At 32.8% G+C, this 15,804-nt stretch carries 18 protein-coding genes; 9 read left to right on the top strand and 9 right to left on the bottom strand.

Annotation, left to right across the window (positions count from 1 at the left end; translation table 11 throughout):
• The 3 genes from JEP71_RS15125 to JEP71_RS15135 all read left to right on the top strand — a co-directional run.
• Window positions 1-502: hypothetical protein (locus JEP71_RS15125; RefSeq protein WP_198626513.1), on the top strand; the 502-nt coding region annotated here is incomplete at its 5' end.
• 121 nt (window positions 503-623) lie between these two features.
• Window positions 624-1,109: a hypothetical protein gene (locus JEP71_RS15130; protein WP_160230148.1), complete on the top strand. Its 486-nt coding sequence runs from the start codon at window positions 624-626 to the stop codon at window positions 1,107-1,109.
• A 625-nt stretch (window positions 1,110-1,734) separates the two neighbouring features.
• The gene (locus tag JEP71_RS15135; protein WP_231039519.1) at window positions 1,735-3,126 is read left to right on the top strand and encodes a colicin-like pore-forming protein; all 1,392 of its coding nucleotides are present in this window, start codon (window positions 1,735-1,737) and stop codon (window positions 3,124-3,126) included.
• Between the two features lie 18 nt (window positions 3,127-3,144).
• Here JEP71_RS15135 and JEP71_RS15140 read toward each other — a convergent pair whose 3' ends face one another.
• The 4 genes from JEP71_RS15140 to JEP71_RS17590 form a co-directional block, all read right to left on the bottom strand.
• Entirely contained in the window at window positions 3,145-3,486 is a 342-nt protein-coding gene (locus tag JEP71_RS15140) for a colicin E1 family microcin immunity protein (protein ID WP_160230149.1), read from the bottom strand.
• A 293-nt stretch (window positions 3,487-3,779) separates the two neighbouring features.
• Window positions 3,780-3,878 carry a DNA polymerase III subunit theta gene (locus JEP71_RS17665; RefSeq protein ID WP_226892316.1) on the bottom strand — a complete coding sequence of 33 codons (99 nt, stop codon included), beginning with the start codon at window positions 3,876-3,878 and terminating at the stop codon, window positions 3,780-3,782.
• A 12-nt stretch (window positions 3,879-3,890) separates the two neighbouring features.
• Entirely contained in the window at window positions 3,891-4,052 is a 162-nt protein-coding gene (locus JEP71_RS17785; RefSeq protein ID WP_215534280.1) for a YnfU family zinc-binding protein, read from the bottom strand.
• A gap of 162 nt (window positions 4,053-4,214) precedes the next feature.
• Window positions 4,215-4,406, bottom strand: coding sequence for a hypothetical protein (locus JEP71_RS17590; protein ID WP_004247006.1), 192 nt, complete (start codon window positions 4,404-4,406; stop codon window positions 4,215-4,217).
• Between the two features lie 767 nt (window positions 4,407-5,173).
• Here JEP71_RS17590 and JEP71_RS15155 point away from each other — a divergent pair.
• Window positions 5,174-6,301, top strand: a complete 1,128-nt coding sequence (locus tag JEP71_RS15155; protein WP_198620685.1) for an ABC transporter substrate-binding protein — start codon at window positions 5,174-5,176, stop codon at window positions 6,299-6,301.
• A gap of 128 nt (window positions 6,302-6,429) precedes the next feature.
• On the opposite strand, the gene JEP71_RS15160 is transcribed toward JEP71_RS15155, so the two are convergent.
• Complete coding sequence (locus JEP71_RS15160) at window positions 6,430-6,882, bottom strand: multidrug/biocide efflux PACE transporter (protein ID WP_198626514.1); 453 nt, start codon at window positions 6,880-6,882, stop codon at window positions 6,430-6,432.
• A gap of 101 nt (window positions 6,883-6,983) precedes the next feature.
• On the opposite strand from JEP71_RS15160, the gene JEP71_RS15165 reads away from it, so the two are divergent.
• Complete coding sequence (locus JEP71_RS15165; protein ID WP_198626515.1) at window positions 6,984-7,856, top strand: LysR family transcriptional regulator; 873 nt, start codon at window positions 6,984-6,986, stop codon at window positions 7,854-7,856.
• A gap of 75 nt (window positions 7,857-7,931) precedes the next feature.
• On the opposite strand, the gene JEP71_RS15170 is transcribed toward JEP71_RS15165, so the two are convergent.
• Complete coding sequence (locus JEP71_RS15170) at window positions 7,932-8,270, bottom strand: DUF1869 domain-containing protein (RefSeq protein WP_198626516.1); 339 nt, start codon at window positions 8,268-8,270, stop codon at window positions 7,932-7,934.
• Between the two features lie 10 nt (window positions 8,271-8,280).
• Window positions 8,281-8,613: a DUF1971 domain-containing protein gene (locus JEP71_RS15175; RefSeq protein WP_196533083.1), complete on the bottom strand. Its 333-nt coding sequence runs from the start codon at window positions 8,611-8,613 to the stop codon at window positions 8,281-8,283.
• 370 nt (window positions 8,614-8,983) lie between these two features.
• On the opposite strand from JEP71_RS15175, the gene cbpA reads away from it, so the two are divergent.
• The 3 genes from cbpA to JEP71_RS15190 all read left to right on the top strand — a co-directional run bounded on the left by cbpA (window position 8,984) and on the right by JEP71_RS15190 (window position 11,786).
• The gene (gene cbpA / locus JEP71_RS15180; RefSeq protein ID WP_109372797.1) at window positions 8,984-9,925 is read left to right on the top strand and encodes a curved DNA-binding protein; all 942 of its coding nucleotides are present in this window, start codon (window positions 8,984-8,986) and stop codon (window positions 9,923-9,925) included.
• The gene (gene cbpM, locus JEP71_RS15185; protein WP_023581369.1) at window positions 9,925-10,230 is read left to right on the top strand and encodes a chaperone modulator CbpM; all 306 of its coding nucleotides are present in this window, start codon (window positions 9,925-9,927) and stop codon (window positions 10,228-10,230) included. Before cbpA ends, cbpM begins: the two co-directional genes overlap by 1 nt.
• 287 nt (window positions 10,231-10,517) lie before the next feature.
• On the top strand, window positions 10,518-11,786 hold the full coding sequence (locus tag JEP71_RS15190) for an amidohydrolase (RefSeq protein ID WP_198626517.1): 1,269 nt from the start codon (window positions 10,518-10,520) through the stop codon (window positions 11,784-11,786).
• 57 nt (window positions 11,787-11,843) lie between these two features.
• Here JEP71_RS15190 and JEP71_RS15195 read toward each other — a convergent pair whose 3' ends face one another.
• Complete coding sequence (locus tag JEP71_RS15195; protein ID WP_198626518.1) at window positions 11,844-12,776, bottom strand: LysR family transcriptional regulator; 933 nt, start codon at window positions 12,774-12,776, stop codon at window positions 11,844-11,846.
• Window positions 12,777-13,303: 527 nt separating this feature from the next.
• On the opposite strand from JEP71_RS15195, the gene JEP71_RS15200 reads away from it, so the two are divergent.
• Window positions 13,304-14,800 (top strand): C69 family dipeptidase, encoded by a 1,497-nt coding sequence (locus JEP71_RS15200; protein WP_198626519.1) that lies wholly within the window; start codon window positions 13,304-13,306, stop codon window positions 14,798-14,800.
• A 79-nt stretch (window positions 14,801-14,879) separates the two neighbouring features.
• Here the strand turns inward: JEP71_RS15200 and JEP71_RS15205 are convergent, their stop codons facing one another.
• On the bottom strand, window positions 14,880-15,776 hold the full coding sequence (locus tag JEP71_RS15205; RefSeq protein ID WP_198620678.1) for an AraC family transcriptional regulator: 897 nt from the start codon (window positions 15,774-15,776) through the stop codon (window positions 14,880-14,882).
• Window positions 15,777-15,804 lie beyond the last annotated feature (28 nt).

Consider the following 15,804-nt stretch of genomic DNA (forward strand, 5'->3'; position numbering starts at 1 on the left):
ACCAATGGTATTTTCAAGATGTACATCAATACAATCTGTTATTCCTGCTTCAATTTCGGTTATAAAAAAGGATGGATATTGGAACATTACTTGTCAACAAAACGGTGATGTTCTTTTTGAGTGTTATTTATTCGTCAGAGCCTCATATTATAATAAAGCCAAACCTCAAAAATGGGGTATTCAGATATTTAATAATAACCAGTTGCTTCAAGTCTCAGGAGCAAGACCATTAAGAATTCAGTCCATCACTGGGTTTTCTAATGGTAGACCTATTGGTAATGAATTATCAGTGGGTATCCAATGCGCTTCACTGTGTCGAGTTGTCGGATATTACTCCACACCAACCTCTCCTTATCAACATGCCGTTATTGAAGTGGGAAGCTGTGGTTCAGGTACTAAAATCACACCAATGCGATGGCAATTAACGGTATTACCGGGAGCTAGTGCAAATTCAAGTACGGATGATGTAGTGCAGTATATTGATATTAAGGATTATCAATAAAATGGTAAGGTAATGAAATTCATATTTGATAGAGAAAATTAAACAATTTCTCACCTTATGATTTATAGTATTATGAGGTTTTGATAATGGCTTGTTTTTTATGAAAATAGAGGGGTTGTTAATGAATATAAATTTTAGCAATGATTTTATTGATGAAGGGTTTTTTGGAAGTGTTTTTTGTATTAAAAATAATAGAGTAATCAAATTATTTAAATTACCAGAAACAAAAAAGGATGAAGAAAGATATGAAAAAGTATTTACTTCAGAGGTTGAGGCATACGAGGCTATACAATCTGATTCAGAATTGAAGGCAATTACACCAAAATTTTTTGGGACTGTAAAAGTATGTAATGTTTTAGATAATGAAAAAAATGATTTAACTAGTAAATATAAAACAAATTGTGCCTATATAATGAGTTATGAAAAGGGAAATTTCATAAAAATAAAATCGCCTTTAGTACCCAAGGAAGAATTTAATAGAATTAAAAAATTATTTGAAAAGTATGGGGTTGAATATATAGATGATGCATCAGTTATTTTAGATGAAAATAGAAAAATAAAAATGGTTATAGATTTCGCAATGAAATATTATGAAGCATGGTATTAATTTTTAGTAATCAAGGATCAACCTTGAAATATCTTTAGACCCTTCAACCTGTTTCTGATATAACAGGTTGATTTTTAAACTTTGTTATTATGTGCTAAGTTAAGACAGTTTATGTAAAACAAGATACTACAAGATGATTTATTCTTTTTTGTCGCTAAAATATATTGAATTTAAATAGAATCATATACATTATTAATAATGTATATGATTCTAACTAAATTTTTATTTTCTATCATTTAACCTAAATAATAGGTCTGATTGTTTGATAAGTTATCAATCACTAAAATACCTTTCCCAAAAATATTTTAATATAGATTATTTAATAAATTACCTAATTATTATGGGTATAATGCTACACCACATAGGTTGGGGGGAGTATGGTGGGTAATGCAACTAATTGTCAGTATGATGTTTTATCAATAATTGTAAAAGAAAAAATCAGGACACCAATAAGACTCCCAAAAATTATAACTGATTAAATTTATTTAGTTCAAGTAGGAGTCAAATGCTAATGATAAGTATTCCGAATATAGCCGAAATAAGACGATTGTTTTACGATTATTATTGAATATACTGTGTTTATGTACAGCTTTATTCGTTTGGAAATTTTAACAAGGAGTTAGTTATGAGTATTAACATTGCCACATCCAACAGTAATCAAATTCCACCCAATTATGGTGTATCTCTTGGTGAGACTGTTGGCAATTCCACAGTTGTAAATCAAAAATATGAAAATGGTTGGGTAAATAGTTATGATCAAAATGGTTATTTAGTAGCTACAGCTAGACCTGTAAGTATCTCTAATATACCTGATTTAGTTTTTGACCCTGAGGATCTTAACGAAAAATTACAACAAGCAATGCAAAAGGCGATTGTACAACTAAAAAATCAGATAGCCGAGCTTGTAAAGCAAACCATAGCTGATGCAGAAAAAGCAGAATTAGAGTGGATAGAGTCACATCCGGTTGAGCATGCAGAATTAGTGTATAAACAATTAGTGGATTCAGTTTCTCAAACTAAATCTAAGCTCACTCACATGGAGAATGAACTCAAGATTCTAAAAGATTCTAGAGAATATAAAACATTGATCAATCCTAAAAAAGATCATTATAGTCAACCATATTTAGGTGTATTTGGGTCTAAAACTGTTGATATAGAAAATCAGGATGATTTGAATATTTTATTAGAAAAAGATGGAGATAAAACACTTGCGGTTTTAATTATGTCTAAAGAAGATTGGTTTTCTGGGTTAGCTGATGTAGCTTTGGCAAATAAAGTTCGTGAAAGCATGAATTCACTCTATAAAGCTACTGAAAAAGCTAGAAATAGTCTCATTAATAAACAAAAACAAGTAGCAGAGAAAACACAGGAAATAAATGATGCAAACAAAGAAATTGCGAATAAAGAAAATGAAAAACAAATTGCTGAAAAACGTTTAAATAATTTGAAAACTAGTATAAATAAGTTAAATAATGAAGTAGAAAAAGATGCAGTTAAATTTACAGCCGATTTCTACAAGGAAGTTTTTAATGCTTACGGGGATAAAGCAGAAAAATTAGCGAAGGATTTAGCTTCACAAGTAAAAGGAAAAACTATTCGTAATGTTGATGATGCGCTAAAAGCCTATAATAAGTATAAAGCGAATATTAATAAAAGAATTAATGCGAAAGATAGAGAGGCAATCGTTAAAGCTTTAGAATCAATTAAAGTGAGTGAGATTGCTAGCAACTTAAAAAAATTCAGTAATAGTATGTTGTATGTAAGTAGATTTATTGATGCGGCAGATTTATTTAACGAGTTATTAAAAGCTGTAAAAACTGATAATTGGCGTCCATTTTTTGTTAAAGTTGAAACGCTAGTTGCTGGAGCAGGAGCTACAGCAATTGTTGGATTTACATTTAGTGTACTATTTGGCGGGCCTATTGGCATATTAGGTTATGGTCTTATTATTGCAGGCGTAGGTGCTTTAATTGATGATAATTTAGTTGAAGACGCAAATAAATTAATTGGGATTTAATATATAATAAGAAGGTTGCTATTTAATTAACAGCCTTCTTATTAAAACTCCTAATATAAAAACAAGTGTAATAGGTATAGCCATTAAAAAAACAGCGCCACCATATATTGCTAATAAACCTGATTTACCCGCTGTATTCATAAATAACCCTTTATTCCAAAATTCTTTTGTGGTGAATTTTAAAAAGAACGTTTCAACAGCAAATTTAGCTACTGGGTAAAGTATAATTCCTATAAGACTGATAATAAATAATAATAACCATTTATATTCTTTTATATCGTAATCAAAAATGAAGTAAATACACAAAGCTCCATAAATCCATCCCCAGAACATATTATTAATATAATATTTTTTAGTCATATCTAGCTCCTAATGAATAATTAGCTCTATGTTATTTTAATGGTAATGCTTCTTATTTTCAATAATTGGGTTGTTTTTATTTTAGTCAATTTCGCTTGTTATACTGAGCGATTTTAATTTTAGTGCTACTTATTGTAAGTGAGATGGTAGAAGTGCAGAAAGAGGAAGAAGAAAATCAGGACACAAATAAGACTCCAAAAATTTATAACTGATTGATTATATAAATCAGTCGGTTCCATAGAGCATCGGCTCTACTCTGTTTTCAAATACTGCACCGAACTCCCATCAGGCAACTACTTGCCTCTCTCACGATAAAATGCCAATCGTTCGTTAAAATACTCGCGCAGATGTGCTGGTTGTTGTCGTTCAACTTCCACGGCAACAACGGGCATATTGCGTGGTGTTTATATTTTATTGAAATAAAACATGTAGCCACAATTAGGGCATAATAAGATTAGGTTTTTCTTAAGTTTGTGTTTGTTTTGTTTAGCTACGTAAGAACAGCTTGGGCAGGTAACTTCTACTAGTGCGTCTTGAAACATTCTTATCACATTAAAAGCTTTCATATCTTTCACCCATTATAGGGATATCGTGATTCAGTGTACGCTACTTTGTATTTAATTGCTCAATTTTTGTTCTTTTATTTGTGGTGACAATTTTTATTACACCACATGATAAAGCACAGCAAGTACGTTTGAGTATTTAAGGTGCCAGAAACTGCCTGTTGGTTAGCCAACTACCACACACTCACCTTCAATAAAATCCTCTCCGTCATCTTCGCATTTCACAAGACGACACTTTCCACATAAGCCATATCGACTAACGACACAACGAACACCAGGAGAGCTACTTGAGCCTTGGTGTTTGTTTTGTCGTCTCTCATAGCTGGATATTTTTTCTAACAAGCCATCTTTAACCATGCTATCTAATGTTCTGCGAGTAGATTCGAGAATACTTTTCTTGTTAAAAGAATCCTATCCTTTAAGCATTAAGCTACACCAGAAACCTCAAAAGGAGGGGCGCCTATTTCGCCAGCTACTCATGCAAAATTATCAGGCTTAAATAATTCCATTATCTTTTTTTCTTTCTGGATTAGCTTCATGAGGTTCATAACAGCTCCAGTTAGTTTTTGGATAGGTGGAATTAAAAATGAGGAGGTGGTATAAAAGTATCACCTTTCTTTTTTTTGCATTCATGTCTTATCTAAAAATAACCTCTAAAAATCCAAAAGGGGTATTTATGGGGGTATGAAAATTCATTTGTATGTTTATTTTTATATAAATCAGTGTGTTAACCTATTTATTTTGTTCTCTCCTCCTCCGCCATCTCAACATCTCCTAGCGTCTCCTGAAGTCTCCCAATTCCAGTAAAATCAAACCTTCGTACTAAATCATTGTCTCCTGAAGTCTCTTGAAAGAACCACCATTGTTGGTAAAACCAAAATGGGTAATAAGATGCTAAAAGCTTTAGAAGATCTAACTGAAATAGTCAGCTAAATTTCTGCGTGTATGATATATCATTCATCACTTGCTACCCTTATTATAATGTTCCGTGACCTTTGTTTTATAACAAACTTAGATGCCGCTCTATTAAGGCTAATTTATTTAATAGTCAGATAAAGATGATTTCTTATTGATGATGTTAATGATAATTGTTAGCATTAACTCTCTATTATGGAGAGTATACTATGAAAAATAAATATCACCTGCTAGCAATATCTCTTTCAGCATTACTTCCTTTTACCGCATCAGCTACAACATATCCAGTTACTATTACTGATACAGATGGGCAAAAAATAACGTTAAAACATGAACCAAAACGCATTATATTACAAGATGGTAGAGATATTTTAACGCTAGCTTTGCTTGATAGAAATAATCCGTTTGAAAGGGTTGTAGCATGGAATAATAATCTAAAAAAATCGGACCCACAGACAGTTTCTTTATTAGAACAGAAATGGAAATCTAATATAAATGCAATCCCTGATATGGGGTTTAATGACAAAGGTGAGGTTAATGCAGAGCAAGTTATTGCGCAACAGCCTGATGTTCTGATTGCTCAACTAAGAGCAAAACCCGCATTAGAAGGATCAGGTGTTGTCAGTATTTTAAAAGAGGCCAATATTCCTATTATTTATGTTGATACTTTCTTAGAGCCAGTCAAAAATACGAAAGAAAGTGTTGAACTTCTTGGTATCATTTTAAATAAAGAGAATGAAGCTAAAGAATATACAGATTTTTATCAACAACACCTAGATAATATTAAAAATAAAACTCAAGAAATTAAAAATAAACCAAGTGTATTTGTAGAAGCAAAGGCTGGAGCTAATGGTGATGGGTGCTGCTTTACACATAATAATGCAGGTTGGGGTGGTTTGATTCAAGCTGTTGGTGGTGACAATATTGGTAGTCATTTCTTACCAGGAGCCTCGGGTGTTATTTCTTTAGAACAAGTTATTAGCACTAAACCTGATGTATATATTGTAACGGGATCTCGCTGGATTAATAAAAATAATATTTCTGCACCATTTGGTTATGGGGTATCTAACAAAGAGGCTCAAGAAGGTTTCAAACGATTGAAGAGTCGAATTGGATTTAATCAAATCACTGCGGTTAAAAATGAACGATTATATGGTATATATCATAATTTCTATAATCATCCATATAACATCGTTGGCTTAGAGTATTTAGCAACCTTTATTTATCCTGAACAATTTGCTGAATTAAAGCCAGAAAATACCTATAAAGAGATAATAGAAAAATATACCACATTACCCAATGCTGAATTTCTTTGGGCAGCAAAAGCAGATAAATAAAAATTCAAGTTATAGCCCTTTTTTTTAAGGGCTTTCTATCTTCATTTACATTTCGAACAATCAGAGTATCTACTTTTGATTCGTGATAAAAAACACCTAATGATAGCTCAAAAGGTGTTTTCGAGTAATTATTGACGTGCAGTAATGCGTTTCTCTTTACGATTAAACCAATTTTCACGCAATTTATCGTAACTAAGATTAAATGCATATGTATAAAAAAGGAAAAAGGCAAAGAAGCCGACTTCCAATAAGAATGCGTTCCACAGTGACATATTTAATAAAAATGCCAATATTGGTAAACCAATGATCACAAAACTTATTTCAAATCCAATGGCATGCATGACTCGTATTTTTGTTGGTCTTGAGCCTTTGATTAAAGGCCAATAGCGGTCAAAAATCATGTTATAAAATAAATTCAATAACATAGCTAATGTTGATAAAACAATAGCAACGGTTCCCATTTGAAAAATTGAGCGACCCAAAATCCATGCACTAAGTGGCGCTGTTATTGTGATGGCTATCACTTCAAATGAAACAGCGTGAAAAACGCGCTCAGTAAATGTTTTTTGATATTGGCTCATATCCCACCTCAAATTAATTGTTTAGCAAAAAAACAGATGCAATTATTAGTGATTTTTTGTATATATACAAAATAGGAGCCATCGAAAAAACCGATACCATAATGAACTATTCCATAGAAACTTTGCGTACATTTGTTGAGGCCGCATCACTGAAATCATTTTCTGCTGCTGCTCGAAAATTAAATAAAAGTCAGTCTACAGTGAGTAGCACAATTACAGGATTTGAAGATGATATGGGCTTTGAATTATTTGAACGAAAGGGGAGAGAATCAACGCTAACCTTTGCAGGGAAAAAAGTACTAAGCTTAGTTGAAGATATATTAGCGGCAGATGAACGATTACAGGCATTAAGAATAGAGCTATCACCAGAAATGGAGCCTCGTTTAAGTTGCGTTTTTTCTGATATGTATCAACCCCCTTATTCTGAGCAACTCTTAAAAATTCTAGATAAAGAATTTCCTCATATTGAGTTTGAGTTTCTTGTCGCTGAAAATGATGATGTCATTAATATGCTACAAAATAATCAGGCACATATCGGTATGATGGAATCACGAATAGAATATCCAGCCGATATTGCTTTTGCCCGTTTACCCGTAAGTGGTGAGTTAGGATTATATGCACATAAAACTCACCCACTTGCGAAAGAAAAGCAAATTAGCTATCAACATTTAACCATGCATCGTCAATTACGGCTAAGTAGTCGTGCTCAATTTGTCATCAATAGTGAAAAAAATTGGCTGGCACCTAACTATTTATTGATACTTGAAATGGCAGAGCAAGAAATGGGATGGGCAATATTACCCACTTGGTTAGTTGAGCAATTTGGGCATGACTTACTAGTCAGTCTGAATTATGACCAGTTTCCGAAAAAAATAGATATCGATTTAGTTTGGTCGAGAAATAATCCACCAGGAAAAGCAGGATATTGGATGATTGATAAATTGTTGAAAAATAATATTCAGTCTTCTCGATAAAAATTAGGGAATCAATCACCTTCATTAGCAATAATGAAGGTGATATTAGTTCATTATTATCTTAATAATATTGACTTACCAACCACAGACATTTGTTTCTTCATCCATATCATAACCACGTACAATATTGATAAGATCTTTTACCATTAGGCTCGACATCTCGGCATCTAATAAATCAGCCCAAAAGCTTTCTTTATTGACAGAAACACCATTATTTTTATTTGTTAATGCTAAGGTAAGTTCTTGTGAATCAATATTTACTTTACTTTTTAACTCATCAACTAAGAGTAAAACTTCTTGAGTTGCAACATCTGGAATATACAGAATTTTAGGATTAAGAAAGATTTTTTGGGATTTATTTCGGCCATCAGCACTAATCAATTCTAATAAATAGCCTTTGTTTTCATTTTCCATAATCAACCTTTTAACCTTCAGCAAGTATTTTAGGATCGACATAAAAATCGACGTTAAAAACAGTATCTTGAGTTTTAGCTTCTATTTTGTGCCACGTCTCTGGTGGAAATACACCAAATTCACCGGCATTAATCACTAGAGTTTCTGTTGGCTCAGGGCTGAATTCATCTGCATAGGCGTAATAAATAATCGTACCTTGCATGACCGATAATTTAGGATAAACCCCTTGGCGAGTTCCTTTATCTAAATGTCTTTCCCAAATTGATTTAGGGGCAGTGTCTTTCGTCCAAAGTGGCGTAGCACGTACATGAATATAGTGAGTAGGGATAATAATTCTTTCCATTTTACCGCCCTAGAAAACGTGAATAGATTGATTTTTATACTTTTTATCTTGATTAAAAAGAAAAATCGCAGTTGATAACGTAGTAAATTATTATGCGTTAAATAAAATCTACCTCTTATAATGAGGTATTTCAAATGCAATTTAATAAGAATATACAACGATATTATTCATTTTTTATCTAAGATATTGTTTTATTTTGTTAAATTAATTTTTAATATTTAAACTATTTTTTATTTCAAGCCTATTTTTTAGGCTGCAAACACGGTTTTTCGTGGGAATTTACTCATCAACATAGTTTCTTTGTTCTATAATTGATCAAGTCTAGGATATTAATATTTAATTCATTATTTAACATAATTGAGATATCACTATGGAATTAAAGGATTATTACGCCATTATGGGTGTTAAATCTACGGATGATATTAAAACGATTAAGACAGCTTATCGTCGTTTAGCAAAAAAATATCATCCTGACGTGAGTAAAGAGCCTGATGCAGAAGAGCGTTTTAAAGAAATTGCTCAAGCATGGGAAATATTAGGTGATGAGCAACGTAGAGCAGAATACGATGAACTTTGGGCACATCGCAACGATCCTAAATTTAGACAATTTACGCAACAGCAATCAAATACAAATCAAGAACGTTTTAACCAAGAAGATTTTGACGATTTTTATGCTTCATTTTTTGGTCAACATTCTCCCTTTGAAGGCCGTCGAGCTCAACAGGCGCCTAAACAGCGTGGGCATGATTTAGAAATAGAATTAGCTGTTTTTCTGGAAGAATCACAGGAAGAGCATAAGCGCACAATAAGTTACCACTTACCTGTTTATAATGTCTTCGGTATTTTGGAAAAAGAAATTCCTAAAACACTGAATGTTAAAATTCCCGCAGGTGTTATTGATGGGCAACGTATACGCTTAAAAGGGCAAGGTACTTCGGGTGAAAATGGAGGCGAAAATGGTGATTTATGGTTAACTATTCGTATTGCACCTCATCCTCTATTTGATATTAAAGGCCATGATTTAGAAATAGTTGTTCCTGTAGCCCCTTGGGAAGCTGCATTAGGTGCAAAAATTCCTATACCTACAATAAAAGAAAAAATCTTGTTAACTATTCCTGCGGGAAGTCAGGCAGGACAAAAGCTACGTATTAAGGGAAAAGGGTTAGTTAGCAAAAAGGTCAGCGGTGATTTATATGCAATTTTAAAAATTGTGATGCCACCTAAACCCGATGAAAAGATACGCGAATTATGGCAACAAATTGCAGATAGCCAGACCGATTATAATCCACGTAAAGACTGGGAGAATAAATAATGGGTCAATTAACAACAACAGTATTTACTGTCACTGAGTTTTGTCATCATACGGGAATATCAAATGATGAGCTCAAAGAGTTTGTAGCACTTGGTGTGATCGAACCGCTAGAAATTGAAACTCAGGAGTGGTTTTTCGATGATAATGCTATTGTGGTGACACATCGTGCATTAAAACTTCATAAAGAACTCGCATTAGATTGGCATGGTATCGCCATAGCACTGACTTTATTAGATGAAAATGAACAGTTAAAACAAGAAAATAAGCAATTACGTCAGCAGTTAATGCGTTTTATAAATGAATAAAGATCAATAAAATAGCCACTAAATGAGTTAAAGATTTTTAGTGGCTATTTTTATGCCACAGTTTTATTGTTAACTCACTACTTTAAAACACTTTATTTATTGATTTTAATAATTATTTTCCCTCCGTGGCCTGCTCTAATTTCTAAAACTACCATGCTATATAAATGAACAAAATAGCGATGTGATCACACATATACCCATAATCATTAGGTTATTATTATCATAATAAAAAAATTATTTAATGCTGCCTTTTTCATAAGATATTTATCTTTCGTAAGGGAAAAATAATGAAGTCGATCCAAACCAATAAATTAATAGAATGGCGTAGAACGTTTCACCAGTTTCCAGAAATTGGCTGGACTGAATTTGTAACGACAGGCACGATCATCAGCATATTGAGAGAGATGAATATTGAGGTAAAAACGGGGCCTCATATTATTTGTCGAGAAAGCATTTTAGGTAGAGATGAAAAATTAGTTAATGAAGCTATTAAAATAGCTGAAGAAAAAGGGATCAGCACCGAGTTATTAGTTGAAATGGATGGTTTAACAGGGTGTATGGCAATTATTGATACAGAAATTCCGGGGCCTACATTTAATTTTCGTTTCGATATTGATTGTGTTTATGTCCAAGAGTCAAATGATGATTCTCATCTACCTAATAAGCAGGGATTTGCTTCATGTCGCTCTGGATTAATGCATGCATGTGGTCATGATGGGCACACTGCGGTAGGACTTGGCTTAGCATATTGGTTAAAACAGAATATTCACGCTTTACGTGGGAAATATAAATTAATATTCCAACCCGCAGAAGAAGGAGTGAGAGGTGCAAGAGCAATCAGTGATAGTGGAATATTAGATGATACCGATTATTTTATGGGGATGCATATTGGATGTAATTTGAAAAAAGGTGAAATAGCACTCGATCCTTTTGATTTCCTTTGTACTACTAAATTAGATATTTCTTTAAAAGGTAAAGCCTCTGATGCCACGGATGAGCCTGAAAAAGGAAATAATGCTTTAGCTGGGGCATGTTTTTTAGTTAATGAAATATTAGCCATACCAAGACATGGTAAAGGTATGACAAGAGTGAATGTTGGCACTTTAATTGCGGGTGAAAATCGTAGCCTTATTCCTAGTTCCGCGAAAATGCAATTAGAAGTTCGAGGACAAGATGCCGAAATAACGCAATATTTGTTTGATAATATAAAAAGATATGTCGATGCTGCCGCAGTTGCTTATCAATTAGACACAAAAATAGAAATTACTGGTGAAGCAACAAACTTCAGAAATGATCCGGAAATGATAAACATCATGCAAGGTGCTATTAATTCACACCCAGAATTAGTCAATATCACATTACCTTTAGGGGGAAGTGAGGATGTTTCATTAATGGTAAGAAGAGTACAAGAGAAAGGGGGAAAAGCGATATTCTTTTTGGTGGGTGCCGACCAAAGTGATGGGCATCATAAAGAAAAATTTGATATCGATGAAGAAGCACTTTCCATCGGCTTAACACTTTTTACTGAAGGTATCCTCTCTATCCTTAATATGTAAAAATAATAAGAAGGTCTATTCTATTTACCTATATTACATAGAATAAGACCTTAATGTTTATTTAATTGGAGTTGAAAATAAAGAGGCTTCTGGTTGATGCTCTTTAATAAACTCAATATAGAGCTGTGTCTCATGCTCGGTTTTTTTCGAGGTGAAAAAAAAGATATTACTCGTAATAGTGGGTGTGAATTCTCGATAAACAATATCTTCTGTTTCAATAATAGGAAATGAATTAATTAAACTCACTCCTAACCCATTTTTTACAAATGTCATTGCTGTGTTTTGATCAGAAACTTCAGCAATAATATTGGGCTTAGATTTTGATTTATTGAGTGCTCGATCAATAACTGTACGGCCAATATTATTTTTAACTAAAGCAATAAAAGATTGTTCATGTAAATCATCAGGTGTAATGATATTTTTTGTGCATAGCTCATGTGCTTTAGGGATTGCACAAATAATTTGAGTTTCTCTCATCGGAATTTGAATCAAATTATAATTGCTATTAATGGTCATATTATCAGTAATAACAATATCAGCTTGTTCTTTTGCAATTAAAGAAAGTAGTTGCTCACTTCTAGATATTTCTAAGTGGACATTAATTTGATATGTTTTGATAAACAGAGCAGTGACCTGATTGATAAAACCATAGGCTAATGTTGGTGGAACTAGAATTCTTAGACTCCGTTTTTTTTCTTGATGATGAAAATGGCTTAATCGGCTGAAAGATTCAGCGATATTGGCGATTTCTTCATAAAGCAATAAGGCATCAGAGTTTGGTATTAATTTATTATTTTCACGAGTGAATAACTTTTTACCACAACGTTTCTCGATCTGATTTAATGTCTGGCTTACCGCTGGTTGAGAAATACCTAGCTGCTCAGCTGCATTAGTGACACTTCCCTGATCAATCACGGTTTGTATAATTTCAAGGTCACGTAAAGTTGCCCATCCTCCTGACCAAGAAGTTCTTTTTATATTAATTGCCATTGTGTTTTTTGTTTTAGTCAGTTTATCTTGTGTTAGATTATACAGTTAATAAGTTGATTATTAAATAATAGCGATGATAGAAAATTTATAGAGCAAAAAGATAAGGATAACTCATATAAAACCTCTTGTTAGGGTATTACAGATGCTTTTATTTATCGCAATATAAAACAATTAACAAAGGTTGTTATGGTATGCAATATATCGTTATTATCTTTAATATCAAAAACTGTTTTTATAAATAACGTAATTTTTAATCACATAATAAAAGGTTGTTAATAACAAATTATTTTTCTTTTTATTTGTATTTTAAATGAATCTTTTAATAAATCTTATTAATATTAATATGATGCATATAATTAATGTTTTTATTTTAAAATATAATGGTCATTGAGATATAAATCACGGAAACCCACGCTTTTTCATTGTTAATATTTTGCATCAAATTATCTATCTGGTTTTTTATTTTGACTCTAAAAAGATACTTAATTGATCTACAAATTATAAATAACAAGCAAATGGGGAGTTTTATGTCTTTATTCAAAAAGGGTATTATTGCCTTATCCGTTAATATTGCATTAGTTTCTTCAGCTTTAGCCTGTACAACGTTGTTAGCAGGAAGTGAAGCAACAAATGATGGTTCGTTGATTATTGCTCGTAGCGCAGATAGTGATGCATTAAAAGCACAACATTTTGTTATTCATCCTGCTAAAACGAATCAAACGGGTATTTACAGTACCAAAGAACATAACGGTGCTAATAATTTTACATATCCATTACCTAAGAATTCATTACGCTATACCACTGTACCGAATTGGAAAACACAACTTCACGGTGCAACAGGATTTAATGAACTGGGGGTGGGTGTCAGTGGTACTGAATCTATTTTTGCTTCACCTAAAGCACTCTCTGTTGATCCCTATGTTGAAGAAACTGGGATAACTGAAGATGATATTCCAGATGTCCTGCTTTCAAGAGCAAAAACAGCTCGTGAAGCCGTGGAATTATTAGGTAGTATTATTGAAAAGCAAGGTGCTGGCGAAGGATTTGGTGTTGCTGTTGTTGATAAAAATGAGCTTTGGTATTTAGAAACTGGAACTGGACATCATTGGATCGCACAAAAATTACCTAAAGATAAATACTTTGCAACAGGAAACCAAGGTCGATTACAACACTATGATATTAATAGTAATGATGTTTTAGGCTCTAAAAATCTCGTGGAATTTGCTGTTGAAAAAGGGCTTTATAATCCTGAAAAAGAAGGGGCATTTAATTTTTCAAAAGCTTATACACGAGATGACGAACGAGATCGTACTTATAATGATCCGCGAGTATGGATTATCCAGCAACAATTTAATCCATCATTAAAACAAGCTGTGGATGATGGTCGTAATTTCGCACCTTTATTAACGCCAGAGAAAAAAGTATCTGTTGAAGAAGCTAAAGCGATGCTACGTAATCACTTTGAAGGAACAGAGCACGACCCATATACCAATGGATTAAATGGTAAAGAGCCATGGCGCCCAATTAGTGTATTTAGAACTTATGAAGCGCATGTCATGCAAGTCCGTCCAGAACTTCCTCAAGAAATAGGAGAAGTCACTTATGTAGGATTAGGTATGGCGGATTTAACTGCATTTGTTCCGTATTACAGTGGATTAAAAGCTTATCCGCAACATTATGGAATAGGAAGCAATCAAGCAGACAATGATTCTATTTACTGGAAATATCGTAAGTTACAAACATTAGTAATGACAGATTATCCAAAACTCGCACCAATAGTGAAAAAAGCTTATCAAGAGTGGGAAGCAAAAACCGCATTAGAGCAAAAAGAAATGGAAGCTAAATATCTCACTATGGTGAAAACAGATAAAGCTGGTGCAGATAAAATGCTTAATGAATTTAATCTACGAGTCATGGCAGATGCTGAAAAATTAACTGAAAACTTAATGAATGAATTGTTTACAGTAAGAACAAAAGATATTCAAGACGATATTTTCTTTGCTAATAAGTCTAAGAAAGATTGATAGAAGAGAAGTATTTTAGATATCTATTTTAATAGAAAGATCCCAATTTTATTGGGATCTTTTTTGTAGATAAAACTTATTAAAGAACAGGAATATAGTAGCTAATTTTTTGTAAGTATTGTTCACTTTGTTCAAGTAATTTATCGTAACTCATAGATTTTTTCAGCGTATATTGTTCAATATCAGGGCCAGGCCTACGTAATAAATTCATTTTTGGTAATACTTTAGTATATACCGTGTAAATAATATCATCGTAACCTGTTAATGAGTCTAAAATTTCATCCATATCAAAAGTAATTGCTAAGTAATTACCACTAGGTAATTCTAATTGTGACATTGACGATAGATTAGATGTTGTTGATAATTTTTCTTTATCAACAGCGGTACTATAAATGTACATCGTATCTTCTAATGTACTCGCAGATGCTCGATGCATTGCATATAGCTCTGTGGGTATTGTATGTACGTCCTTTAAAAATTTACGCCAAAATTCTTTTCTAAATTTTTTCTTGTCTGAATTCCACGTTGAAACAGGTTTGTTGTATTGGTGAGACATACCTACTAATTTTAGTGAAGGAAAGGTAACGACTTCATATTTAGCGCTAAGTTCAACAGTTTCTAGTGCAGGGAAAATCAGCTCACTAATATCCCAACCCGGCTTTTTTCTGTATTCGGAAGGCGTAATATTAAACTGTTTTTTAAATGCACGACAAAATGTTTGTTGAGAGTCAAACCGATATTTCAATGAAATATCAAGCAGGCTACAACGCGTTATGCGTAAAGCATAAGCACCGCAAGATAAGCGGCGGGCGAGTATGTATTTTCCTAAAGATATTCCTGTATATGCTTTAAATAAACGCTGAAAATGCCATTTTGTATAACCTGATTTTTCAGCAACAATATCCAGTGATAAGCTTGAATCAAGATTTTGCTCAATCCAAACAATAATATCTTTAACAACATTCTCTTGAAGCATGAATATTCCTATTCTTTTTCTCTATCGA

This window comes from Proteus sp. PR00224, assembly GCF_016238105.1.
Lineage (GTDB): Bacteria > Pseudomonadota > Gammaproteobacteria > Enterobacterales > Enterobacteriaceae > Proteus.